At 71.1% G+C, this 23,016-nt stretch carries 21 protein-coding genes; 19 read left to right on the top strand and 2 right to left on the bottom strand.

The window, feature by feature from the left end; all coding sequences use genetic code 11:
* The first annotated feature begins 41 nt into the window (after positions 1 to 41).
* From ACQBAT_RS01170 to galE, 4 genes are read left to right on the top strand one after another with little or no spacing between them, the layout of a single operon-like run.
* Positions 42 to 2,702, top strand: a complete 2,661-nt coding sequence (locus tag ACQBAT_RS01170) for an FtsX-like permease family protein (protein WP_420746390.1) — start codon at positions 42 to 44, stop codon at positions 2,700 to 2,702.
* On the top strand, positions 2,699 to 3,700 hold the full coding sequence (locus tag ACQBAT_RS01165) for an ABC transporter ATP-binding protein (protein ID WP_420746389.1): 1,002 nt from the start codon (positions 2,699 to 2,701) through the stop codon (positions 3,698 to 3,700). The genes ACQBAT_RS01170 and ACQBAT_RS01165 overlap by 4 nt, the downstream gene beginning before the upstream one ends.
* Positions 3,697 to 4,464, top strand: a complete 768-nt coding sequence (locus tag ACQBAT_RS01160) for an ABC transporter ATP-binding protein (protein WP_420746388.1) — start codon at positions 3,697 to 3,699, stop codon at positions 4,462 to 4,464. The genes ACQBAT_RS01165 and ACQBAT_RS01160 overlap by 4 nt, the downstream gene beginning before the upstream one ends.
* 5 nt (positions 4,465 to 4,469) lie before the next feature.
* Complete coding sequence (gene galE, locus ACQBAT_RS01155) at positions 4,470 to 5,501, top strand: UDP-glucose 4-epimerase GalE (RefSeq protein WP_420746387.1); 1,032 nt, start codon at positions 4,470 to 4,472, stop codon at positions 5,499 to 5,501.
* A 15-nt stretch (positions 5,502 to 5,516) separates the two neighbouring features.
* Here galE and ACQBAT_RS01150 read toward each other — a convergent pair whose 3' ends face one another.
* Positions 5,517 to 6,164 (bottom strand): hypothetical protein, encoded by a 648-nt coding sequence (locus ACQBAT_RS01150; RefSeq protein WP_420746386.1) that lies wholly within the window; start codon positions 6,162 to 6,164, stop codon positions 5,517 to 5,519.
* Positions 6,165 to 6,258: 94 nt separating this feature from the next.
* Between ACQBAT_RS01150 and ACQBAT_RS01145 the strand changes: the two genes are divergently transcribed.
* From ACQBAT_RS01145 to ACQBAT_RS01075, 15 genes are all read left to right on the top strand, one after another.
* Positions 6,259 to 6,645, top strand: a complete 387-nt coding sequence (locus ACQBAT_RS01145; protein WP_420746385.1) for a BlaI/MecI/CopY family transcriptional regulator — start codon at positions 6,259 to 6,261, stop codon at positions 6,643 to 6,645.
* A 5-nt stretch (positions 6,646 to 6,650) separates the two neighbouring features.
* On the top strand, positions 6,651 to 7,643 hold the full coding sequence (locus tag ACQBAT_RS01140) for a M56 family metallopeptidase (RefSeq protein WP_420746384.1): 993 nt from the start codon (positions 6,651 to 6,653) through the stop codon (positions 7,641 to 7,643).
* Positions 7,644 to 7,810: 167 nt separating this feature from the next.
* A complete protein-coding gene (locus tag ACQBAT_RS01135) occupies positions 7,811 to 9,274 on the top strand; it encodes a cytochrome ubiquinol oxidase subunit I (RefSeq protein ID WP_420746383.1) in 1,464 nt (487 codons plus the stop codon).
* A gap of 34 nt (positions 9,275 to 9,308) precedes the next feature.
* Positions 9,309 to 10,433: a cytochrome d ubiquinol oxidase subunit II gene (gene cydB / locus ACQBAT_RS01130; RefSeq protein WP_420746382.1), complete on the top strand. Its 1,125-nt coding sequence runs from the start codon at positions 9,309 to 9,311 to the stop codon at positions 10,431 to 10,433.
* Positions 10,434 to 10,593: 160 nt separating this feature from the next.
* Entirely contained in the window at positions 10,594 to 14,172 is a 3,579-nt protein-coding gene (locus ACQBAT_RS01125; RefSeq protein ID WP_420746381.1) for an ATP-binding cassette domain-containing protein, read from the top strand.
* Between the two features lie 38 nt (positions 14,173 to 14,210).
* Entirely contained in the window at positions 14,211 to 14,546 is a 336-nt protein-coding gene (locus ACQBAT_RS01120; protein ID WP_420746380.1) for a hypothetical protein, read from the top strand.
* A 185-nt stretch (positions 14,547 to 14,731) separates the two neighbouring features.
* Positions 14,732 to 16,177, top strand: a complete 1,446-nt coding sequence (gene purB, locus ACQBAT_RS01115) for an adenylosuccinate lyase (RefSeq protein WP_420746379.1) — start codon at positions 14,732 to 14,734, stop codon at positions 16,175 to 16,177.
* Entirely contained in the window at positions 16,174 to 16,530 is a 357-nt protein-coding gene (locus ACQBAT_RS01110; RefSeq protein ID WP_420746378.1) for a barstar family protein, read from the top strand. The genes purB and ACQBAT_RS01110 overlap by 4 nt, the downstream gene beginning before the upstream one ends.
* Positions 16,527 to 17,153, top strand: coding sequence for a ribonuclease domain-containing protein (locus tag ACQBAT_RS01105; protein ID WP_420746377.1), 627 nt, complete (start codon positions 16,527 to 16,529; stop codon positions 17,151 to 17,153). Before ACQBAT_RS01110 ends, ACQBAT_RS01105 begins: the two co-directional genes overlap by 4 nt.
* A gap of 67 nt (positions 17,154 to 17,220) precedes the next feature.
* Complete coding sequence (locus ACQBAT_RS01100) at positions 17,221 to 18,288, top strand: phosphotransferase enzyme family protein (protein WP_420746376.1); 1,068 nt, start codon at positions 17,221 to 17,223, stop codon at positions 18,286 to 18,288.
* A gap of 61 nt (positions 18,289 to 18,349) precedes the next feature.
* Positions 18,350 to 18,601: an antitoxin gene (locus ACQBAT_RS01095; RefSeq protein ID WP_420746375.1), complete on the top strand. Its 252-nt coding sequence runs from the start codon at positions 18,350 to 18,352 to the stop codon at positions 18,599 to 18,601.
* 34 nt (positions 18,602 to 18,635) lie between these two features.
* Positions 18,636 to 19,070: a type II toxin-antitoxin system VapC family toxin gene (locus tag ACQBAT_RS01090; protein ID WP_420746374.1), complete on the top strand. Its 435-nt coding sequence runs from the start codon at positions 18,636 to 18,638 to the stop codon at positions 19,068 to 19,070.
* A gap of 59 nt (positions 19,071 to 19,129) precedes the next feature.
* Positions 19,130 to 19,411, top strand: a complete 282-nt coding sequence (locus tag ACQBAT_RS01085; RefSeq protein WP_420746431.1) for a metal-sensitive transcriptional regulator — start codon at positions 19,130 to 19,132, stop codon at positions 19,409 to 19,411.
* Positions 19,412 to 19,483: 72 nt separating this feature from the next.
* Positions 19,484 to 19,723 carry a heavy-metal-associated domain-containing protein gene (locus tag ACQBAT_RS01080; protein ID WP_420746373.1) on the top strand — a complete coding sequence of 80 codons (240 nt, stop codon included), beginning with the start codon at positions 19,484 to 19,486 and terminating at the stop codon, positions 19,721 to 19,723.
* A 151-nt stretch (positions 19,724 to 19,874) separates the two neighbouring features.
* Entirely contained in the window at positions 19,875 to 22,088 is a 2,214-nt protein-coding gene (locus ACQBAT_RS01075) for a heavy metal translocating P-type ATPase (protein WP_420746372.1), read from the top strand.
* A gap of 246 nt (positions 22,089 to 22,334) precedes the next feature.
* On the opposite strand, the gene ACQBAT_RS01070 is transcribed toward ACQBAT_RS01075, so the two are convergent.
* The gene (locus ACQBAT_RS01070) at positions 22,335 to 22,982 is read right to left on the bottom strand and encodes a VOC family protein (protein WP_420746371.1); all 648 of its coding nucleotides are present in this window, start codon (positions 22,980 to 22,982) and stop codon (positions 22,335 to 22,337) included.
* Positions 22,983 to 23,016 lie beyond the last annotated feature (34 nt).

Raw genomic sequence — 23,016 nt, 5'->3', positions numbered from 1 at the left:
AGGGTCGCCGCCTGGGTGGGCGACGCCATACCAGGCCCGGTATGGCGTTTCGCCAGTTCGCCGCCGACCCCTGGGTGAGCGCGGCGCTGGGTCTGCTCATCGCCCTCGTCTCGCTGCTCGCCACCGCCGCGCCGCGAGCGCTGGAGGACGTCAACGGGCGGCAGCTGACCAGTGACGTCCAGTCGCTGTCCGCCGCAGCCCGGGACGTGACCGGCTCCTGGCAGACCACGGTGGAGCCGCTGATGATGGACGACCGGGCCCACGAGGACCCGTGGCAGCCCTTCATCGAGGGCGCCGAGCGCATCCGCGCCCAGCAGCCCGAGCCCCTGCGCTCGGCCCTGCAGCCCGCCCAGTTCGTCGCGCGGATGAGCACCGCGCAGGGCCAGACCCCGGCCGTGGAGTCCGGCTACTACCTCGCCACCGCGACGATCTACGCCGACCCCTACCTCGAGGACCATGTCCGGCTCGTCGACGGCGAGTGGCCGGGCCGCAGCCTCAACCCTGCTGAAATCGTCGTGCTCGCCGAGGCCGCCGAGAAGCTCCAGTGGGAGATCGGCGACCGGATCGGCGACAACCTCCGGATCTCCGGCACCTACGAGCCGATCGACCCCGCCGACCCACGCTGGCAGCACCTGGACAATGCCACCCGGATGGGCGTGATCGCCGACCCCAACCTGGGTGACGAGGCCCTGGTCAGCGCCTTCCTCAACCCCACCAACCGCGGCACCCTCGGCAATCCCGCCGCCACCCGGGTGACCGCCTGGTTCCCGGTCGACCCCAGCGCGATCTCCGCCGATCGCGTCGACACCGCGGAGCTGCGCCGCCAACTGACGGCGATGATCGCCCAGCAGCACGTCCTCGTCACCCGCGACAACCCGGCGCTGGGTCCGCAGGAGGGCGACCAGATGCCGCTGTTCACCTCCGAGCTGACCCGCACCCTGGACCAGATCGTCCGCCAGCAGCGCGCCACCGCGTCCCTGCTCGCCGTGGTCGCGGCCGGGCCCCTCGGCGTGGCGCTCGCGGTGACCGCGCTGGCCGCCGCGCTGATCGTGCACCGCCGCCGCCCGGGGCTCGCGCTCGCGCTGGCGCGCGGCGCCAGCCTGCGCCAGATCCGCGGCCTCGTCGCCCTCGAGGGCCTGGCCATCGGGGTCCCGCTCGCCGTGCTCGGCCACCTCCTGGCCCGGTGGATCTACCCCGGCAGCACCCGCTGGTGGGAGTGGGCGATCACCCTGGCCATCGCGCTCACGCCCGCGATCGCGCTGGCCGCCTCGGTCGACGACGCGTCGCTGCTGCACGAGCGCCGCGACCTGTCCGGGCGCAGCCGCAGCCGGTGGCGCTGGATCGTCGAGATCGCGGTGCTCGGCCTGGCAGCACTGGCCACCTGGCGACTGCTCGACCGCGGCCAGCGCGGCGACAGCGGCGCCGACTCCGGCATCGACCTGCTCGCCGCCGCCACCCCGGTCCTGCTCGCGCTCGCGGCCTGCGTCCTCGCCCTGCGCCTCTATCCCCTCCCCCTCGCGCTGCTGACCAGCACCCTGCGCGGTGGCCGTCGCCTCACCCCCTTCCTCGGGGCGGCGCGGGCGCTGCGTGACCCCGCCGGCGGTCTCGTCCCGGCGTTGGCCGTGGTGCTCGGCACCACGATCGCGCTGGTCAGCGCGGTCCTGCTCACCACGGTCACCGAGGGCGCGAAGGAGGCCGCCTGGCAGCAGAACGGCGCCGATGTCCGCGTCCGCGGGCCGTGGTTCACCGACGACCTCGTCCAGCGGGTGGAGGCGGTCGACGGCGTCGCCGCGGTCGCGCGCATCTCCGACGCCGGCGGCACCCAGGAGCTGCGGATCGACGGCGAGCGCGCGGCCGTCCGCGTCCTGCTGGTCGACCCGAGCCTCGGCGAGGTCATCCCGCCCGATGCTCCCGGCGGCGGACCGCCCCAGGCCCTGTATGCCGCAGGAGACTCCGTCCCCGTCGTCCCCGGCGGCCGGTCCCCGGCGGTGACGGGCGAGGGCACGCTCGGCAACAACCGGATGCCGGTCACGGTGCTGGAGCACCTGGCGGAACTGCCCGGATACCAGACCCCCGGCAACTGGCTCCTCATGGACGCGACGCGCTGGGCCGATCGCGGCCGGACCGTCCCGGTCGCTCAGATGGCGCTCATCTCGGTCGACGCGGGTGCCGACGCCACCGAGGTGGGCGAGGCGATCCAGGAGGTGATCGGCAGCGGCGTCGTCACCACCGTGCAGGAGGAGCTGGATCGGTTCAGCTCCTCGCCGGTGACGATCGGCATGACCCGGGCCTTCCTCGGCGCGACCCTGCTCACCGGCCTGCTCACGGTGCTCGCCGTGGTGGTGGTCCAGCTGATGGGCGCGGCCGCCCGGGCCCGGCTGCTCGCGGTGCTGCGCACCCTCGGCCTGGCTCCTGGGCAGACTCGGGCGCTGACCGCCTGGGAGCTGGGCCCGTTGCTCGTCACGTCCTTGATCGTCGGCTCGGTGCTGGGGCTGCTCGTGCCCTGGGTGCTGGTCCGGGCTCTTGATCTGACCGGGCTCACCGGCGGGCGGCAGCAGCCGTCGCTGAGCCTCGACCCCCTGGTGATCGGCACCGTCCTCGGCGCTGTGATCCTGACCGTCCTGCTCGCCATCACCGTCAGCGCCTGGCTCGCCGGGCGCGCCAACCTCGCGCAGGCCCTGCGCGTCGGGGAGGAACGATGACCACGACCGACACGACCACCGCAGCTCGCTCCGGGCCCGATATCTGGTGCGAGGACCTCGTCCGCATCTACTCCACCGAAGGCGTCGAGGTCCAAGCCCTCCAGGGGCTGAACCTGGTCGTCGACCCCGGCGACGTGGTCGCCCTCGTCGGTGCCTCCGGCTCCGGCAAGTCCACCCTGCTGGGCATCCTGTCCGGCCTGGACCGGCCGACGGGTGGCAAGGCGACGGTGGCCGGCATGGACCTGTTGTCGATGAGCCGGGCCCAGCGCGTGGACTACCAGCGGCACGTGGTCGGCTTCGTCTGGCAGCAGACCTCCCGCAACCTGCTGCCCTTCCTCTCCGCGGCCGACAATGTGGCGCTGCCGATGGTGATCAGCAACCGCAAGGAGCGCGGGTCCCGGGTCACCGAGCTGCTCGAGCTGCTCGGCGTGGGCGAGTGCGCTGACCGCCGCCCCTCCCAGCTCTCCGGCGGTCAGCAGCAGCGGGTCGCGATCGCGACCGCGCTGGCCAACTCCCCCGCCGTGCTGCTCGCGGACGAGCCCACCGGTGAGTTGGACGACGCCGCCTCCGAGCAGGTCCTCGAGGCGATGCGGATGGCGGCGGGGGAACTGGACACCACCGTCCTGGTCGTCACGCACGACCCCACCGTCTCCGACCACGTCCGCCGCACCGTGCAGATCCGGGACGGCCGCACCTCCACCGAGGTGCTGCGTCAGAAGGTCGTGGACGCCGACGGGGTCGAGCGGACCGTGGCCCGCGAGTACACCGTCATCGACCGGGCCGGCCGCATCCAGCTGCCGGCGAGCCATGTCGAGGAGTTCGGGCTGCGCGACCGCGTCCGCCTGAGCAAGGAGTCCGAGCATGTCGGCGTCTGGGCCGACGATGTCGAGCACGGCCTGCCTCACGAACGGGACGAGGCCGGCGACGGTGGCGCCCAGGACGGTCGGACTCACGACGAGACAGGCCAGCAGCCCGACCCGAAGGGAGCGCAAGGATGAGCGAGCACGGGACGGGGAGGGGAGACACGGCATACCGGGACAGCGGGGACAACGAAGAGACCACGGCGACGGCGACCCCCGTGCTGACCGCGCGCGGTCTCACGCGCACCTTCGGCTCCGGCGCGGCCGAGGTGCACGCGCTGGCCGGCGTGAGCCTGGAGGTGCCGGCGGGGCGGCTGACCGTGGTGCGCGGGCCGTCGGGGTCGGGCAAGACGACGCTGCTCAACCTGCTCGGCGGGCTGGACCGACCGACCTCCGGGCAGGTGCTGCTGGACGACGGCAGGGTCTTCTCCGAGCTGCCCGAGAAAGAGGTGCTGGCGGTGCGGCGGGGGCGGATCGGCTACGTCTTCCAGAGTTTCGGACTGGTGCCGGTGCTCTCGGCCGCCGAGAACGTCGAGGTCCCCCTGCGGCTGCAGAAGGTGGGCGGTGCCGAGCGCAGCCAGCGGGTCGAGCAGGCGCTGGAGCTCGTGGGGCTGGCCCGCCACGCCAAGCAGCGGCCCTACGAGCTCTCCGGTGGTCAGCAGCAACGGGTTGGGATCGCTCGCGCGCTCGCGGCGCAGCCGGACATCCTGATCGCCGACGAACCCACCGGCCAGCTCGACTCGGCTACCGCGGCCACGATCATGGACCTGCTCGTCGAGCTGACGCACAGCCAGGGCATCGCGAGCATCGTCTCCACCCACGACCCGATCCTGATGGGCCGCGCCGACCAGGTCATCGAGCTGCACGACGGCCAGCGGGTCGCACCTGTCTCACTAGGCTGATCACCATGCACGTCCTGGTCACCGGCGGCGCCGGCTACATCGGCTCGCACACCGTCCTGCACCTCCTCGCGGCGGGGCACGAGGTGGTCGTCGTCGACGACTTCAGCAACGCCCGGCCCACCGTGGTCTCCCGCCTGGAGGAGCTGGCGGGGCAGGCGATCCCGGTCCACTCCTTCGACGTCGCCGACATCGACAAGCTGGACAGCCTGGTCACCGAGCTGGCCGCTGAGGGGCGGCCGGTGGAGGCGGTGATCCACTTCGCGGCGTTCAAGGCGGTCGGTGAGTCGGTCGCCGAGCCGCTGGCCTACTACCGCAACAACCTCGGCGCCACCCTGGCGGTGGCCGAGGTGATGGTGCGGCACGCCATACCCCACCTGGTCTTCTCCTCCTCGGCGACGGTCTACGGCGCGGACGCGCCCGTGCCGATGACCGAGGACCTGCCGACCTCGGCGACCAACCCCTACGGCTGGACCAAGGTGATGAACGAGCAGGTGCTGCGGGACGCGGCGGTCGCGCACCCGTGGCTGCGGGTCGCGCTGCTGCGCTACTTCAACCCGGTCGGGGCGCACCCGAGCGGGCGGATCGGGGAGGACCCGAGCGAGGTCCCCAACAACCTGATGCCCTACATCGCCCAGGTGGCGGTCGGGCGCCGCGAGCAGCTGTCGGTCTTCGGCGACGACTACGACACGGTGGACGGGACCGGGGTGCGCGACTACATCCACGTCGAGGATCTGGCGGCCGGCCACCTCGCCGCACTGGAGTGGATCGCCGGGCACGACCGCGCGCTGTCGGTCTGGAACCTGGGCACCGGGCGCGGCACCTCGGTCCTGGAGCTGGTCGCCGCCTTCGAGGCGGCGAGCGGGCGGGAGATCCCGTACCAGATCGTCGAGCGGCGCCCGGGTGACATCGCGTCCTCGTATGCCGATCCCACCCGCGCGCAGACCGAGCTGGGGTGGCGCACGGTCCGGTCGGTGGAGGACATGTGCGCCGACACCTGGCGCTGGCAGCAGGCCAACCCGGAGGGGTATCCGGCCTGAGGCCCGGGCAGGCGCTCAGGTGCCGAGCTGGTTCTGCTCTCCCCAGGGCAGCCCGTAGCGTGCCCGCACCGAGGGTGGGGCCAGCACGAGGGAGGTCAGAATCGCGGGAGCGATCAGACCGATCAGGAGAACCTGCGTCGCGTCCAGCCCGAGCTCGGCCTCGGTGCCGACCGCACCAAGGACGGCCATGAGCACACCGGCCGCCGCGATCCCGAGGGCGACCATGCGGCCGCGCACGGGCTCCTCGATCAGCTTCACCCGGGCGTAACCGCAGGCCACGGCTGCGATGATCGAGCCCAGCAGCATCACGATCAGCTCGGCGCGTCCTTCGGAGACGCCGTAGTTGGACAGCGCAGAGAGCGTCGTGACCGCCATGATGAAGACCAGCGCAGCCGCGAAGATGCCGTAGGTGACGAACCCGGCGGCCGTCTGGAGCCAGCGGTCGGCCATCTCGGCCGGCCCGTGCGCTCGAGGCTGGTCGAGGTGCACGGCCCAGTCGGCTCCACGCGACTCGACCCGCACCGTCTCGGGTCCAAGGTCGCCGTGCACCGCCCCCTGGTCATGCCCGAAACGCACCTGCTCGGCGAGCAGGGCTGCGATGCGCGCGACATCGCCCGGCCCGCCCAACGGGCCATCCCTCAGCACTTCAGCCAGCGTCCTCACGGGACAGGTGTATCGCCCTTGTGTCGCGCTTGTGTCGCACGGAAGAGAGCACCAGGGCTAGCCACCCGTGCCCGACAACGCGTAGTATTGGTCCATGCGCCTGCGGACCAGCTCTCTCGGCGACCTCGAACGCACCGTCATGGATGCGCTGTGGTCGCACGGTCCCGACCTGTCCGTGCGCGAGGTGATGGACACCATGGAGGCGTCCGGGAGCAAGGAGCTGGCCTACACCACGGTGATGACCGTGCTGGACCGGCTGGCCAAGAAGGGGATCGCCACCCGCACCCGCGACGGGCGCGCGTGGCGTTACACCGCTGCCTCCTCCCGCGAAGAGCTTGCGGGTGCTGCGCTGCGGTCCACCTTGGATGGGGTCCAGGCCGACCGTCGGCTGGCGATGATGCACTTCCTCAGCGACGCCAGCCCGGCCGAGCTGGAGGACCTGCGCGCCGCCCTCGCTGACGTCGAGGCCAAACACACCTGATCATCTTGACCGGCCCGGTGGTCACCGCCTGCCTGATCGGCGGGGCGCTGCTGCTCACGATCGTCGTCCCCCGCCTGCTGGCGCGGTGGACGGCGCTGCGTGCTGTCCCGGGTCAGGCTCTCTTCCTCTGGCAGGCCGTCTCGCTGGCCGGGGTCTCCTGCGCGCTGCTCGCCACCCCGGTGGCGGCGCTGACCTTCGGCACCGACCGGCCGCGCCTGCTGGCGGCCGCGCTCATCGTCTCGCTGCTCGTGCTGGGCCGGCTGCTGTGGTCCGGTCACCGGGTGGGCAGCGACCTGCGCAGGATGCGGGCCACGCACGCCCAGCTCGTCGACCTGGTCGGCGAGCGCCTGGAGGACGGCGACGACGTCGGTGCCCAGCCCCCGCCGACCGGCCCCGTCGCTGGTATGGGTGCGCACCGGCACATCCGCCTCCCCGGTGACCACAAGCGTCGGGTGATGATGATCAGCGAGGGCGAGGCCACGGCATACTGCCTCCCTGGGCGACGCGAACGCGTCGTCCTCAGCCGCGCCGCTCTGGACAGCCTCGACGACCACGAGCTGGACGCCGTGCTCGCGCACGAGGACGCCCACCTGGCCCAGCGGCACGACCTGCTGCTCGAGTTGTTCACCGTGCTGCACGAGGCGGTGCCGGCCGCGGTGCGCGCGCCCTCGGCGCTGCGCGAGGTGCACCTGCTGGCCGAGTTGCTCGCCGACCGCGGTGCCCTCTCCCACGTCGATCCCCCGACCCTCGGTCGGGCGCTGGTCGCGATGGCGGGTGGTCACCCCGGCCCGAGCCCGGTCGGTTCCGAGCACGGCCAGCTGCGGATGACCACTGCGCGAGCTGACACCGTGTTCTCGGCGGGGCACCACGTGCACGCCCGGCTGCGGGCGCTGGCCGCGCCGGACGCTCCGACCTGGCTGCGCACCGGGCTGCCGGTCGCGGCCGTCGGTGCGCTCGCGCTGCCGTGGGCGCTGGTGCTGCTGCTCGTCGTCGTCTGAGGGCCTCTCTCCCTCCCACTCCTACGGGGGGATGTCGCGTTGGTCACATCTGGGGGCGGGGGTCGAAACCGGGGCTGACCGGGGAGTATGTTGTACGACGGCAGGTAGTAAACCGCCCCGCGCAGACCGCGCGGACACCCACCACCTTCAGCGAGCGGGGAGCGTCCATGGAGGCCTTGGAACTGGCCCGGTGGCAGTTCGGCATCACGACCGTCTACCACTACTTCTTCGTGCCAATCACGATCGGCCTGTCCTTGCTGGTCGCGATCATGCAGACCGTGTGGATGCGCACGCGCAACCCGCAGTGGCTGCGGCTGACCAAGTTCTTCGGCAAGCTCTTCACCATCAACTTCGCGCTGGGCCTGGTCACCGGCATCGTGCAGGAGTTCCAGTTCGGGATGAACTGGTCGGACTACTCCCGCTTCGTCGGGGACATCTTCGGCGCCCCGCTCGCGATCGAGGCGCTGCTCGCCTTCTTCCTGGAGTCCACCTTCTTGGGCCTGTGGCTCTTCGGCTGGGGCAGGATCCCGGAGAAGCTGCATGCCGCCTGCATCTGGATCGTGCACATCGGCACGGTGCTGTCTGCCTACTTCATCCTGGCCGCCAACTCCTTCATGCAGAACCCGGTCGGCTACACCCTCAACCCTGAGACCGGCCGCGCCGAGCTGACCAACTTCCTGGCCGTGCTCACCAACAAGGTCCAGCTGGTGACCTTCCCGCACGTGCTCACCGCGGCGATCATGACCGGTGGCGCCTTCGTGCTGGCCTTCGCGCTGTGGCACCTGTGGCGCTCGGGCACCCCCCGCGCCGACAAGCCCATGTACCGCAAGGCCGCCAAGCTCGGCGCCTGGGCGCTGCTGATCAGCTCGCTCGGGGTGATCGTCTCCGGCGACATCCAGGGCAAGATCATGACCGAGGTGCAGCCGATGAAGATGGCGGCCGCCGAAGGTCTCTACGAGGACGTCCCCGAGGGCGTGGGCGCACCCTTCTCGATCATCACCGTCGGCACCCTGGACGGCAGCGAGGAGATCTGGGCGCTGACCGTGCCCAAGCTGCTGTCCTACCTGGCCACCGGCGACCTGGAGGGCCCGGTCGAGGGCATCAACCACATCCAGGAGCGCTACCAGCAGACCTACGCCGGCAACGACCTCACCGAGGTCGAGGACTACCGGCCGATCATCCCGGTCACCTACTGGTCCTTCCGCCTGATGATGGGCTTCGGCTTCGCCGCGATGATCATCGCCGCCGCCGCCCTGTGGGCGCTGCGCAAGGGCGATGGTGAGTCCGAGACCCGGATGGAGGGCAAGAAGTGGTGGGCCTGGGCCGGCGCGACCGTGCTCTTCTTCCCGCTCTTCGCCAACTCCTTCGGCTGGATCTTCACCGAGATGGGCCGCCAGCCCTGGCTGGTGATGGGCCTGATGTCCACCCAGACCGGCGTCTCCCCCGGCGTCGGCGCCGGCACCGTGCTGACCTCGATGATCGTCTACACCCTGCTCTACGGCGTACTCGCCGTGGCCATGGTCGGGCTGAGCCTGCGCTACGGCCGCGCCGGAGCCGAGCAGGTCCCCGAGGACGCGTCCTACGACCCCTCGAACCGGTCCGAGGACGACGAGTTCGTCTTCACCTACTGAGCTCACGGCATACGGGAAAAGGAACTGACTCGACATGGAACTGACCACGATCTGGTTCATCCTCATCGCCGTGCTGTGGATCGGCTACTTCGTCCTGGAGGGCTTCGACTACGGCGTCGGGATGCTGCTGCCGGTGCTGGGGCGCGACGAGGCGGGCTACGTCGGCCCCGGCGAGGCGACCAAGGCGCGCACCTCGCCCGAGGGCGGCCCGCACTCCGGCGAGACCCGCAAGCGGCAGATGCTGTCCTCGATCGGACCCTTCTGGGACGGCAACGAGGTCTGGCTGCTGACCGCCGGTGGCGCCACCTTCGCGGCCTTCCCGCACTGGTACGCCACGCTGTTCTCCGGCTTCTACCTGCCGCTGCTGCTCATCCTGGTCGGGCTGATCATCCGCGGCATCGGGCTGGAGTACCGCGGCAAGGTCGACTCCCGCGTCTGGCGCGTCCGGATGGACTGGATGATCATCATCGGCTCGTTCATCCCCGCGCTGCTGTGGGGCGTGGCCTTCACCAACATCGTCAATGGCGTGCCGATCGACGCGAACATGGAATACGTCGGCGGCTTCTGGAACCTGCTCAACCCGCTCGCCCTCCTCGGCGGCCTGGTGACGCTCTCGCTCTTCCTCACCCACGGCGCGCTGTTCATCGCGCTGAAGACCGACGGTCAGCTGCGGCACGACGCCCGGGCGCTGGCGCTCAAGCTGGGTGCCGGGTCGGCGGTCCTGGCTGTGCTGTGGCTGGTCATCATGATGGCCCGCAATGGCAACGCCGTCTCCTGGATCCTGGCGATCCTGGCGGCGCTGACCTTCGTCGGCGGCCTGTTCATGGCCTGGAAGGGTCGCGAGGGCTGGGGCTTCACCGGCACCTTCGTGACGATCGCGCTGGCCACCGCCGCGCTCTTCGTCGCGCTCTTCCCCAACGTCATGCCGACCACGCTGGCCGACGGCCTGTCGCTGACCGTGGAGAACGCCTCGTCCACCCAGAAGACGCTCGGGATCATGACCGTGGTGGCGGTCATCTTCACCCCGATCGTGCTGCTCTACCAGTCCTGGACCTACTGGACCTTCCGCAAGCGGGTCTCCGGACACCACATCCCCACCGGCGTGCACCACGCTGCGGTCACCGAGGAGACCGCGGTCAAGGAGCACAGCCCGAGCTGAGCCGAGCTCGCGTCCCCCACGCTGCGCCCGCGACCCCGCCACCCGCGGGGGCGCGGGCGCAGCACTGAGGGGGGAAACGGCATACGGGACGATGAGGGGACCCGAGGAGTCCGACCCCGGTCGGTCCTCCCGCCAGACACGACCGAGACGAAAGAGGATCATGCGCCCGTTCGACCCCGCCCTGCTGCGCGCGCTGCCCGCGACCCGGGGGCCGGTGGCGCTGCTGTCGGCCGTCGGGATCCTGTCCGGCGCGGTCGCGATCGCCCAGGCGGTGGTGCTCGCGCTGACCGTGCTGCAGGTGGTCCGCGGAGGGCCGCTGGGCCCGGTGCTGGGGTGGCTGGTGGGGCTGCTGGTGGTGCGTGGGGCGCTGGCCGGGGTGTCGGAGTATGTCGCTCGCCGCGCCGGGCTGCGGGTGGCCGCGGTCGTCCGGCTGGCGGCGCTGCGGCACTGGCTCGGGCAGCCGGTGGAGTCGCGGCCTTCCGACGAGGTGGCGGTGACCCGGGCGACCGAGGCGGTGTCGGCGGTCGAGCCCTATGTGGCGCGCTACCTGCCCTCGTTGGTGAGCGCGGCGGTGGTGCCGGCGCTGGCGATCCTGGCGCTGCTGTGGATCGACCCGTGGAGCGCGCTGATCGTGGTGCTGACGCTGCCGCTATTGCCGATCTTCGCCGCGCTGATCGGGATGCACACGCGTGATGAGACCGAGCAGCGGTGGGGCGCGATGGCGCTGCTCGCCGGGCACTTCCTGGACGTGGTGCGGGGGCTGCCGACGCTGGTGAACTACGGGCGGGCGACGGCGCAGGTCGTGGTGGTGCGCGAGGTCGGCGAACGGCACCGGACGGCCACGGTCAAGACCCTGCGGACCGCCTTCATGTCCACCGCCGCGCTGGAGCTGCTCGCGACGATCTCGGTGGCGATGGTCGCAGTGGCCGTCGGGCTGCGGCTGGCCTATGGGCAGCTGGACCTGGGCGTCGGGCTGATGGCGATCCTGCTCGCCCCCGAGGCGTACTGGCCGGTCCGCCGCGTCGGCCAGGAGTTCCACAACGCCGCCGACGGCGCGGCCGCGCTGGAGTCGCTCGCCGAGGACGGCGTCCTCGGTGGCCACGGTGACGAGGATGCCGCCCCTTCCCGACCGGACGCGCAGGATGTCGCCGACAACAGCCACCGGACGCGCGCTGTGTCGCCAGAATCGGCCACCGAACGCGCGACGGAGCTGGCGAGCGACGCCAGCCGGGCGATCGCGCTGCGCGACGTGTCCTACGCCCAACCAGGCCGCGAGCGCACGATCGTCGACATCTCGCTGGCGAGCCCTGCCGGCCCTGGCCTGACCGCACTGGTAGGGCGTTCCGGAGCGGGCAAGACCACCGCGCTCGAGTTGCTCGCCGGGCTCCGTACCCCCTCGGCCGGCGAGGTCGAGGCACCTCGCGCGCACCTCGCCGCTCAGCGCCCGGTGATCCTGCCCGGCACCGTCCGCGACAACCTGCTGCTCGTCGCCGACCACCCCGACGCGGCGCTGGTCGCGGCCCTTGAGCAGGTCGGCCTGTGGGACGCCCTGGACCACCGTGACGGTCTCGACACGGTCCTCGGCGACGACGGTTTCGGGCTGTCCGCCGGCCAGCGCGCCCGCCTCGCGCTCGCCCGCGCGGTCCTCTCCGACACCCCCCTCATCCTCCTCGACGAACCGACCGCCAACGTGGCTGCACCCTCGGTGCCCACACTGCATACGGTCATCCTCGGGATCGCCCGCGAGCGCCACGTCGTCGCCGTCACCCACGACCCCGCGCTGGCCGAGCTCGCCGACCAGGTGTGGGAGCTCGAGCCGGCCCCCCGCCCCGAGCCCGTATGCCGCACCCCTCACCCCGCCGAGACCACCTCGGTCCAGTCGGCGGGGTCGGCGTCGGTGGGGAACGATGCCGAGGTCCCCGTACCCGGCCAGGTCGAACCCCTCCCCACCCCCGGCGGACGCCACGGCCTGGCCCTCGCCTGCTTGCTCGGCGGCGCCGCGGTCTCGTGCGGCGTGGCGCTGACCGCGACCTCCGGCTGGCTGATCGTGCAGTCGTCGACGATGCCCGTGATCCTGACGCTGCTGGTGGCGATCGTGGGGGTGCGGGCGTTCGGGCTGTTCCGCCCGGTCTTCCGGTATGCCGAGCGCGTCGTCTCCCACGATGTCGCCCTGGAGGAGCTCGCCGAGCGACGCGCAGAGGTCTTCGGGAGACTGATCCCGCTGACCCCGGCGCGGTTGGGGCGGCGCAGTCGCGGCGAGGTGCTGACCACGGTGGTGCGCGACCTGGATGACGTGATCGACGAGCAGGTGCGCGTGACCGTGCCGGGCTGGTCGGCCGCGATCGCCTCGGCGGTGGGTGCGGTCATCGCAGCCTGGCATCTGCCGCTGGCTGGTGGGGTCGTCGCGGTGGGGGCGCTGCTGGTGCTGGGCCTGGCGGTGCTGTGTTTCACGCTGGAGCGCGGGGCTCAGCAGGAGGCGGTGGCAGCCCGCGGTCGGGTGCAACGAGAGGTAACCGGGGTGGCCGGTCGGTTGCTGGCCGTGCAGTCCGTGATCGGGATGGGTGGGTCGGCCGATCGCGCGTCCGGTGGGCCCTCTGGCGAGCATGGCGCGCGTTCGGTGGGCGATCTGAGCGACATGACAGACGTCCGGTCGGGGATGGGTGAGCGGGAGCGGGAGTGGGGTCGGGAGCGGGGTCGGGAACGGGATCAAGGTCGGGAGCGGGATCGGCTGGTGGAGGGGGTGCGGGTGGCTGAGGAGGAGCAGCTCGTGACGGAGGAGCGGCTGATCCGCGCCCGGGCCGTGGGGATCGCGCTGGCGTGGATCGTGGTCGCTGCGACCAGCGCCGTCGTGGCGTGGCTGGCGTGGCAGGCACATGCGGCAGGTGACCTCTCCGGCCCCTATGCCGCGCTGGTGGCTCTGGTGCCGATGGCCCTCGCTGACACCTGGGTCGGGGTCGCTGACATCGCCGGTGCTCGGGCCCGTGCCCGCGCTGCCGCCAAACGCCTGGAGCAGGTGCTGGGCCAGCAGCCGGCCGTGGCCGACACCGGCGACCTGCCCCTACCCCGTGGTCACGCGCCCGAGCTGACCCTGGACCGGGTGAGTGCGTCGTGGACGGGTGGGGATCGGCATACCAGGGACCTGCGAGAGCTCGACCTGCACCTGGCCGCGGGCGACCGCCTGGCGCTGACCGGACCCAACGGATCGGGCAAGTCCACCGCGCTGGCGGTGCTGGCGCGGCACCTCGACCCCACGTCCGGCCAATATGCCGTGGACGGCACCGATGCCCTCGCCCTGGACCTCGACACGGTGCGCGCGCGGATCGCGGTGGTGGACGACGAGCCGCACGCATTCGCGGGCTCGGTGCGGGCCAACCTCGCCCTGGCCCGCCCCGACGCGAGCGACGATGAGATGCTCGCGGCGCTAGAGGGAGTGGACCTGGGGTGGTGGTTCGGGACGCTGCCCGAGGGCCTGGACACCCTGCTCACCGGGCTGTCCGGCGGCGAGCGCGCGCGGCTCGCCCTGGCCCGGGCCATGCTGTCGGAACGGCCGGTCGTGCTGCTCGACGAGCCGGCCGCGCACCTCGATGACGCGACGGCGGAGCGCGCGATCGGTGGGCTGTTGGCGGCGGGCGGCGAGCGGGCGTTCGTGCTGGTCAGCCACCGGCCGGACGACCTCGCGGGCTGGACGACCGTCGAGCTGGCCGCGGCTCCGGTGGAGGTTGAGGCCGTCCACCCCTAGGTTGGTGGGCGCACACCCGAACCTAGGAGGAACCGCTCATGACCGATGACCTGTGGATCTGGCTGATCGTCGGAGCGATCGTCGTCATCGCCCTGATCGTGATCGTCGTGGCGATCCAGCAGCGCAAGAAGCGCGAGGAAGCACGGCAGGAAGCGAGTGGCCTTCGTGAGCGCGCCGCCGGTGGCGAAAGCTATGCGGCCGGTGTCGAGGAGCGCGCCAGCGAGCTCCAGGGCAAGGCCCGCGAGGCCCGCGTCGAGGCGGACCGCCTGCAGGAGAAGGCCGATGAGGCCAGCCGCGTCGCGCGCGACCACCGCGACCGGGTCACCGACGACTACGTGCAGGCCGACGAGATCGACCCGGACAAGAAGGCCTGAGCTCTCAGGTCCGGGCCGGGGTTCTGAGCGCTCTGCCCCGGGCCGGGTTTTCGCGAGACAAGGTTGCTCACGGTATGCAAGGCAATATCCATGACATTGCGTGAGCAACCTTGTCTGGGGGCCTTGGATGGTACGTCGCGAGGGGAGCAACGCCGGGAGCCTCCAGCAGTGGGAGAATGACGACCATGCCGCTGCCTGCCTGCCGCACACCCCTGTCCGAGCTCAGCCCGCCGATCGCGCTGGGGGCACTCGATGGGCGCTACCGCGGGGCCGTCGCGCCGCTGGTGGACCACCTCTCCGAGGCCGCCCTCAACCGGGCCCGGCTGCACGTGGAGGTCGAGTGGCTGATCCACCTCGTCACCCAGCAGGTCGTCCCCGGCGCGGGTGAACTCTCCGCCGACGAGCAGGCCGCGCTGCGGGCGCTCGTCACCGACTTCGATGCCGACGCGATCGGGGAGCTCCGCACGATCGAGGCCGAGACGGTGCACGACGTGAAGGCGATCGAGTACTACCTGCGCCGCCGTCTCGCCGACATCCTCGACAGCAGCGACCAGGCCGCCCGCGTCGACTCCCTGGGCGAGCTGGTCCACTTCGCCTGCACCAGCGAGGACATCAACAACACCTCCTACGCGCTCATGGTCCAGGGCGCCATCGAGCAGGTCTGGCTCCCCCGCGCCACCGCAATGGTCGACCAGCTGTCGGGTATGGCGCAGGAGCTCGCCGAGGTACCCCTGCTGGCCCACACGCACGGTCAGCCGGCGACGCCGACCACCATGGGCAAAGAGCTCGCCGTGCTGGCCTGGCGCATGACCCGGCAGTTGGATCGGGTGAGTGACACGACATACCTGGGCAAAGTGAATGGGGCGACGGGGACATATGGCGCGCACGTGGTCGCGGTCCCCGAAGCCGACTGGCAGGAGGTGAGCCGCACCTTCGTCGAGCACCTCGGACTGACCTGGAACCCACTGACGACCCAGATCGAGAGCCACGACTGGCAGGCCGAGCTCTACGCCGACGTGGCGCGCTTCAACCGGATCCTGCACAACCTGTGCACCGACGTCTGGACCTACATCTCGATGGGCTACTTCGCCCAGGTGCGCGGGCAGGGCACCGTCGGCTCGAGCACGATGCCGCACAAGGTGAACCCGATCCGGTTCGAGAACGCCGAGGCCAATCTCGAGGTGTCCAACGCCCTCCTCGACGTACTCGCCTCGACCTTGGTGACCAGCCGCCTGCAGCGCGACCTCACCGACTCCTCGATGCAGCGCAATATCGGGACCGCCCTCGGGCACGGGCTGCTCGCGATCGACAACGTCTCGCGCGGGCTGGCCGGGCTGGATGCCGTGCCGGAAACGATGGCCAAGGACCTCGACGGCAACTGGGAGGTGCTCGCCGAGCCGATCCAGTCGGTCATGCGGGCGCTGGCCGCGCGCGGGGTCGAGGGCATGACCAACCCCTACGAGCGGCTCAAGGAGCTGACCCGCGGACGCCGGATCGGGCAGGAGGAGCTGGTGGAGTTCGTCCGCGGGCTCGGGCTGCCGGAGGCCGAGGAGGCGCGGCTGGTCGAGCTCACCCCGGCCTCCTACGTCGGTATCGCGCCCGAGCTGCTCGCGCACCTGGACCGCTCGTGATCGTCGCCAGCGCCGACGACGCGCACCTGCTCCTGGAGCAGCTCCGCGAGGATGGGTATGACGTGGCCGTCGCCTCGACCGACCCCGAGGACTTCCGCGCGACGCAGGCCTCGATCGCCAAGGCGCTGCGGCTGCCCGAGAGCGCCGGGCGCAATCTCGATGCGCTGGCTGACTCGCTGCGGGACCTGGGCGACCATTGGCCAGGGCCGGTTGCGCTGCTGTGGGAGGACGCCGAGAGTCTGGCACGCACCGACGGGCGGCACTGGTGGATCCTCGCCGAAATCCTCGACGAGGCCGACCTGGCCGTGATCGCCGCCGGTGCTCGGCGCTCCACGATCGGGGACCAGCCGTGAAGGTGCCGCCCTGGCTGGCGGGCCTGCTCATCGTGCTGGTGCTGGTCCTGCTGTGGTGGACCTTCAGCGGGGACGGTGATCAGGGCGGCGAGGCACAGGGTGGTTCGCCCACACCGACCTCGGCCGCGACCTTCGGGCAGCCGGCGCAGACAGAGGAGTCGACCGAAGCGCAATCGACCGAAGCGCAGTCGACCGACGCCACCGCTGCCCAGCCGGGCGGGACAGCCGAGGCGACCACACCGCATACGCAAGGGACGCCGGAGCCGACCCACGACCAGGGCGAGGACCTCGTCGAGCCGGCCGGGATCGACACGCGGGACTGGGACGGGATCGACGCCTGCGACGACGACATCCTGCCCGCGACGATGATCCCGGTGATCGAGGACATCTGGGCGGGCGGGCCGTATGACCACCCCGACCGCGACGGGACCCACTTCGGCAACTTCGAGGGGATCCTGCCGGAGGAGCACCGGATGTACTACCGCGAGTTCACCGTCGAGACGCCCGGCCTGCACCACCGCGGGCAGCGGCGGATCGTCACCGGCGGGCGCGAGGAGACCGACCCCGACGTCTGGTACTACACGCAGGATCACTACGAGAGCTTCTGCGAGTTCGTTCCCTGAGGGCGTCCCGTGGTTGTCGTCCCGTGAGAGTCGGATACGTCCCCGACTTCCACGTGACGACTTCCACGTGACCTCGGCCAGCGCTGCCGACCAAGGGTTTTCGACCGCCCGAGCGGGGTGGCAGGGTGGGGCGGTGGACACGGCATACCGGTACCTGGATGAGGCGAGCCAGATCGAGGCGCTGCGGCGGGTCGCGCTGGCCGCCGCGGAGGAGTTCGGGCTCGAGGTGGCGCGGATGGAGGTCGCGCTGCACGCCTACAACACCACCTTCCGCGTCGACACTCCCGACGGCAGGATCGCGCTGCGCGTCGGCACCAACTCGCGCTCCACGGCCGAGCACCTGCGCGGGCAGCAGGCCTGGCAGCACGCGCTCGCGACGCAGACCGAGGTGAGCGTGCCCGACCCGCTGCGCACGGTCGGCGGCGAGTGGTTCGCCCAGGTGCCGAGCGCCGAGCTGGGGCGGGCCGCGTTGGTGACGGCGAGCACCTGGCTGCCCGGGCCGGACATCGGCGGCGACCTCGACCCGGAGCAGTCGCGGGCGCTCGGCTCGGCGATGGCCCAGCTGCACGACCACGCCCAGGTATGGCGTGTGCCGGCCGACGCCTCCCTGCCCAGCCAGGCGGGGGTGCTGGTGGGTGAGGAGGACCTGCTGAGCGGGTGGCCGGGGTTCACCGAGGAGGAGCGGGCGGTGGTGGCGTCGGCGCTGGAGCGGGGTGAGGACGCGATCGCTCGGGTGTGGGCGGGGCAGGATCTGGTGCCGATCCACGCGGACCTGCACGGCGGCAACCTCAAGTGGCACGAGGGACGGCTGTCGATCTTCGACTTCGACGATGCGCGGCTGGCGGTGCCGGCGCTGGACCTGGCGAATGCGACCTTCTACCTGCGTGAGCCGAGCGGGGAGTCGGAGGCGGCGCTGCGGGAGGGATACGCGGCGGTGCGGGAGCTGCCGGAGGTGTCCGACGAGGATCTCGAGGCGTTGCTCGCGGCGCGGCAGGTGCTGCTGGCCAACGACATCCTGTCCAGCACGACGGAGGTATTCCGGGGCCAGGCGGTGGAATATCCGCGGGTGGCGGTGGATCGGTTGCGAAGGTGGCTGGCGAGCGGGCGGTTCGAGCGGACGAAGATGGCGCTCTGAGCATGTGACAACAGGTAACCTGACAGCAGGGCATCAGATCAGGTGATGCTATGCTGTCACCGTGCGCACCACAGTGACTCTCGACCCCGACACCGAGCAGATCATCCGCCAGCGCATGAGCGATCGACAGGTGTCGTTCAAGCGCGCCCTCAACGACGCGATCCGCGAAGGTGCTCTTGCTGCCGCAGGGCATCAGGTCTTCCGCACCACAACAGCGAATCTCGGCCGACAACTCCTGGATACTGACCGCGCTCTCACCCTCGCGGCCGAGCTGGAGGACGAGGAGACCCTGCGGCGGATGGGGCGCCACTGAGCATGCACACCCTCGGGGACAGGACCATCCACTCGTGAAGCTCGTCGATGCCAACGTGCTCCTCTACGCGGTGAACACGCAGTCCGCTCACCACGAAGCGTCTCGACAGTGGCTCGACACCTCGCTGTCGGGCGGAGATCGCGTCGGGCTCGCCTGGCTACCGCTGATCGCCTTCACGAGGCTCTCCACCTCCCCGCGAGCCTTCTCGGCCCCACTCACCCCGGAGCAAGCCATGCGACGAGTCCAGGAGTGGCTCGCCGCCCCGTCTGCCGTCATCGCACAGCCAACCGAACGGCACGGGATCATCCTGGCGGACCTCATGGCCAAGGCTGGGACGGGCGGAAATCTCACCAATGACGCCCACATGGCCGCCCTGGCGCTCGAGCATCGCGCCACGGTCGTCACCTACGACACGGACTTCACCCGGTTCCCGATCACGAGCGCACGACCCGACCAGCTGCTGCCTTGACGGCGCGCGCGGTCGCCGGTCGCGGAATACCCTGAGGGGGTATACTGGTTGGCATGTCTGTGAACGGGTACTCGGGCTCCAAGGACGACTATCTCAAGCGGCTGCGCCGTGTTGAGGGGCAGGTCCGCGGCATCGCGCGCATGGTCGAGGAGGATGCCTACTGCATCGACGTCCTCACCCAGGTGAGCGCCGCGACCAAGGCCCTGCAGGCGGTCAGCCTTGGCCTGCTCGAAGACCACATCGGCCACTGCGTGGTCGATGCTGCGGGCGAGTCGGAGGAGGCCAAGGACACCAAGGTCCGCGAGGCCTCCGCGGCGATCGCCCGACTCGTGCGCAGCTGACGGCGACGTCGGCGAGCACCCAGCCACACGGCATACCCTCTGCGCGGTTCCCCCTCTGAAAGTGAGTTGACCATGACCGACACCCCCATCCAGAACCAGACCACCAAGATCGTCGTCTCCGGCATGACCTGCGGCCACTGCGTCGCCTCGGTCACCGAGGAGCTCAAGGAGGTCGACGGCGTGCTCGAGGTGCGCGTCGACGAGCTCGTCAAGGGCGGCGACACCGACGTCTTCGTCGAGTCCGACGGCCCCCTGGACCTGGCCGCCGCGCGCGAGGCCGTCGCCGAGGCGGGCTACACCGCGTCGGTCTGAGCGACTGAACGCGCGTCCGGTCGGCCGGATCGCGGACATGACGCGCGTCCGGTCAGGCCCACGGCGAGCACGACGCGTCCGGTCGGGCCCACGGCGGACACGACGCGCGTCCGGTCGGGAAGCGATGAGGAGTGAAGGAGAAGTGAGCGGCATGAGCACCAGCACGACGAACGAGCACCAGCAGGTCGACCTGGCGATCACCGGGATGACCTGCGCGTCCTGCTCGGCGCGGATCGAGCGCAAACTCAACAAGCTCGACGGCGTCGAGGCCAGCGTCAACCTGGCCACCGAGAAGGCGACCGTCACCTTCCCCTCCGCCCTGTCCGTCGCCGACATCGTGGCGACGGTCGAGAAGTCCGGGTATGGCGCCACCCCCCTCGAGCGCGACCGCGTCACCGGGCGGACGCCGGCGATGACGCACGACGTGGTGGGCCTGGAGTCGCTGCGCCTGCGGATGATCGTCTCGGTGATCCTGGCCTTCCTGGTCTTCCTGCTCCACATGATCCCGCCGATCCGCGACGGGCTCGGCATGGCTGGGCACTGGCTGCAGTTCCTGCTGACGGCGCCGGTGTACTTCTGGGCGGGGTGGCCCTTCCACCGGGCGGCCTACCTCAACGCCCGGCACCTGTCCTCGACGATGGACACCCTCGTCTCGGTCGGCACGACCGCAGCGATGGGGTGGTCGATCGTGGCGTTGTTCACCGGCTTCACCCACGACATGTATTTCGAGGTCGCGGCGGTGGTGATCGCCTTCCTGCTGGTGGGGCGCTACATCGAGTCGCGGGCCAAGGCCCAGGGGCGCTCGGCGCTGACCTCGCTGATGGAGCTGGGCGCCAAGGACGTGGCGGTGCTGCGGCACGAGACCGGCAGCGGCGCGTGGACCGAGCACCGGATCCCCGTCGAGGAGCTCGCGGTCGGCGACCGCTTCGTGGTGCGACCTGGCGAGAAGGTCGCGACCGACGGCCGTGTCATCGACGGCACCAGCGTGATCGACGCCTCGATGGTCACCGGCGAGTCGGTGCCGGTCGAGGTCGAGGCTGGCGACGACGTGGTCGGTGCGACCGTCAACGGGCACGGCCGGTTGATCGTCGAGGCCAAGCGCGTCGGGTCGGAGACGACTCTGGCCCGGATCACCGAGCTGGTCGAGCAGGCCCAGACGGGCAAGGCTCCGGTGCAGCGGCTGGCCGACCGGATCTCGGCGGTCTTCGTGCCGGTAGTGCTCGTCTTCGCCGTGCTGACCTTCGTGGTCTGGCTGATCGCGACGGGCGGCGACGTGGCGCGCTCCCTGATGCCGATGGTCGCGGTGCTAATCATCGCTTGCCCCTGCGCCCTGGGCCTGGCGACGCCGACGGCGCTGCTCACCGGGACTGGCCGCGGCGCCCAGCTGGGCATCTTGATCAAGGGTCCGCAGATCCTGGAATCCACCCGTCGGGTCGACACCGTCGTGCTCGACAAGACCGGCACCCTGACCACCGGCGAGCCGGTGCTGACCGAGGTCGTGACCGCTGGGCCGTTGCCCGAGCTGGCGGCCCTGAAGGCTGCGGCCTCGGTGGAGTCCGGCAGCGAGCACCCCATCGCCCGCGCCATCGTGGACGGCGCGCGCGAGCGTGGGGTTGAGATCGCTGAGATCCGGGACTTCACGAACCTGCCCGGCGAGGGTGCCCGGGCGTTCATCAAGGACACCGAGGTCACGGTCGGCAAGCCCGACCTGTTCGAGCAGGTGCCCCCCGCGCTACAGGCCGCGATCGACGCCGGCACCGGCACCACCGTGCTGGTCGGCTGGGCCGGTCGGGCGCACGCCGCCATCACGGTGGCCGACACCCCGCGCGAGACCAGCGCCGCAGCGGTGCAGCGGCTGCGCGAACTGGGGCTCACGCCATACCTGCTGACCGGGGACAACGAGCACACGGCGCGGCGCGTGGCGGAGGAGGTCGGGATCGACCCGGCGAATGTGCACGCGGGCGTGCTGCCGCAGGACAAGTTCGCGCACGTGCAGGCGTTGCAGGAGCAGGGCAAGGTCGTCGCGATGGTCGGCGACGGCGTGAACGATGCCGCCGCGCTGGCCCAGGCCGACCTCGGGATGGCGATGGGGTCGGGGACCGATGTGGCCGCCGAGTCCGCCGACATCGTGCTGATGCGCTCCGACGTGCACGCCGTGGCCGACGCGATCGGGCTCTCCCGCAAGACGCTGCGGGTGATCAAGGAGAACCTGGTGTGGGCCTTCGGCTACAACACGCTGGCGATCCCGCTCGCGGCCTTCGGGCTGCTGACGCCCCTGATCGCCGGCGGTGCGATGGCGCTGTCGAGCGTGCTGGTGGTGCTGAACAGCCTGCGGTTGAGGGGTTACGGGCGCCAGCCGAGGTGAGGGCGCGCTATCGATGCAAGGTTACTCACGGAATGCAACGCAATATCTATGACATTGCGTGAGTAACCTTGTCCGGCCCAAGCTCAGACCCCTCAGCGGCGCTCACTTGGACCCCTGCCGGGCGCCGAACTCAGATCCGTGCGGGTGCACACTCAGATCCCGGCGGCGCCTACTCCACACTCAGATCCCGGCGGCGCCTACTCAGATCCGTGCGGGTGCACACTCAGATCCCGCGTCGGCGCGACCTCAGATGGTGACGGTGCCGTCCGGGGTCTCGAAGGTGACCTCGAGCAGGCACGGGCACTCGTCCTCCTCGACGAAACCGAACTCCACCGCCGACTCGAAGGAGCCCTTGGGTGCGTCGGCGATGCCGAGCCATTCGCGCACGATCGGGAAGTCGCCGCCCAGCGTCAGGCCGGTGAGGCGGGTCGTGCTGGAGTCCAGCTGCGAGGGGTGGTCGCTGTGGTCGGACTCCCAGCGCACAAAGAACGGCAGGTTGCCGTGGTCGATGATGTCCTTGATGCCGATCTGGCGCCACTGCAGCTCCACACCCTGCGGCGTGTGCCGCTGGCCGGGCACCGACTGGCGACCGAGGCGCGTCTCGACGGCCTCAAGGTCATCGACGGCGACGACCCAGGCCATCCAGCCACCGCCGCGCTCGGAGGTGGCGCGCACGGCCTGCCCGAAGACGGCCTTGTCGGAGGCGGGGTGGTCCAGGACCTCGACGACCTCGACATACCGGTCCTCCGCCAGGGGCAGGATGACATTGCGGGTGCCGAAACGCGGGTGGATCCCACCGTCCTGCGGGGTTACACCGAGCTGCTCGCCGAGCCGCTCGGCCGTGGCCTGCAGGCCCTCGGGGCCGGCGGCGTAGCTCACATGGTCGATGCGCATGTCGTCATCGTGACATACGACATATCGCAGGCTG

Origin of the sequence: Ornithinimicrobium pulveris (assembly GCF_050261105.1) — a bacterium.
Lineage (GTDB): Bacteria > Actinomycetota > Actinomycetes > Actinomycetales > Dermatophilaceae > Ornithinicoccus.
The sequence above is the reverse complement of the archived record's forward strand: the minus strand, read 5'-3'. Positions and strand labels throughout refer to the sequence as shown.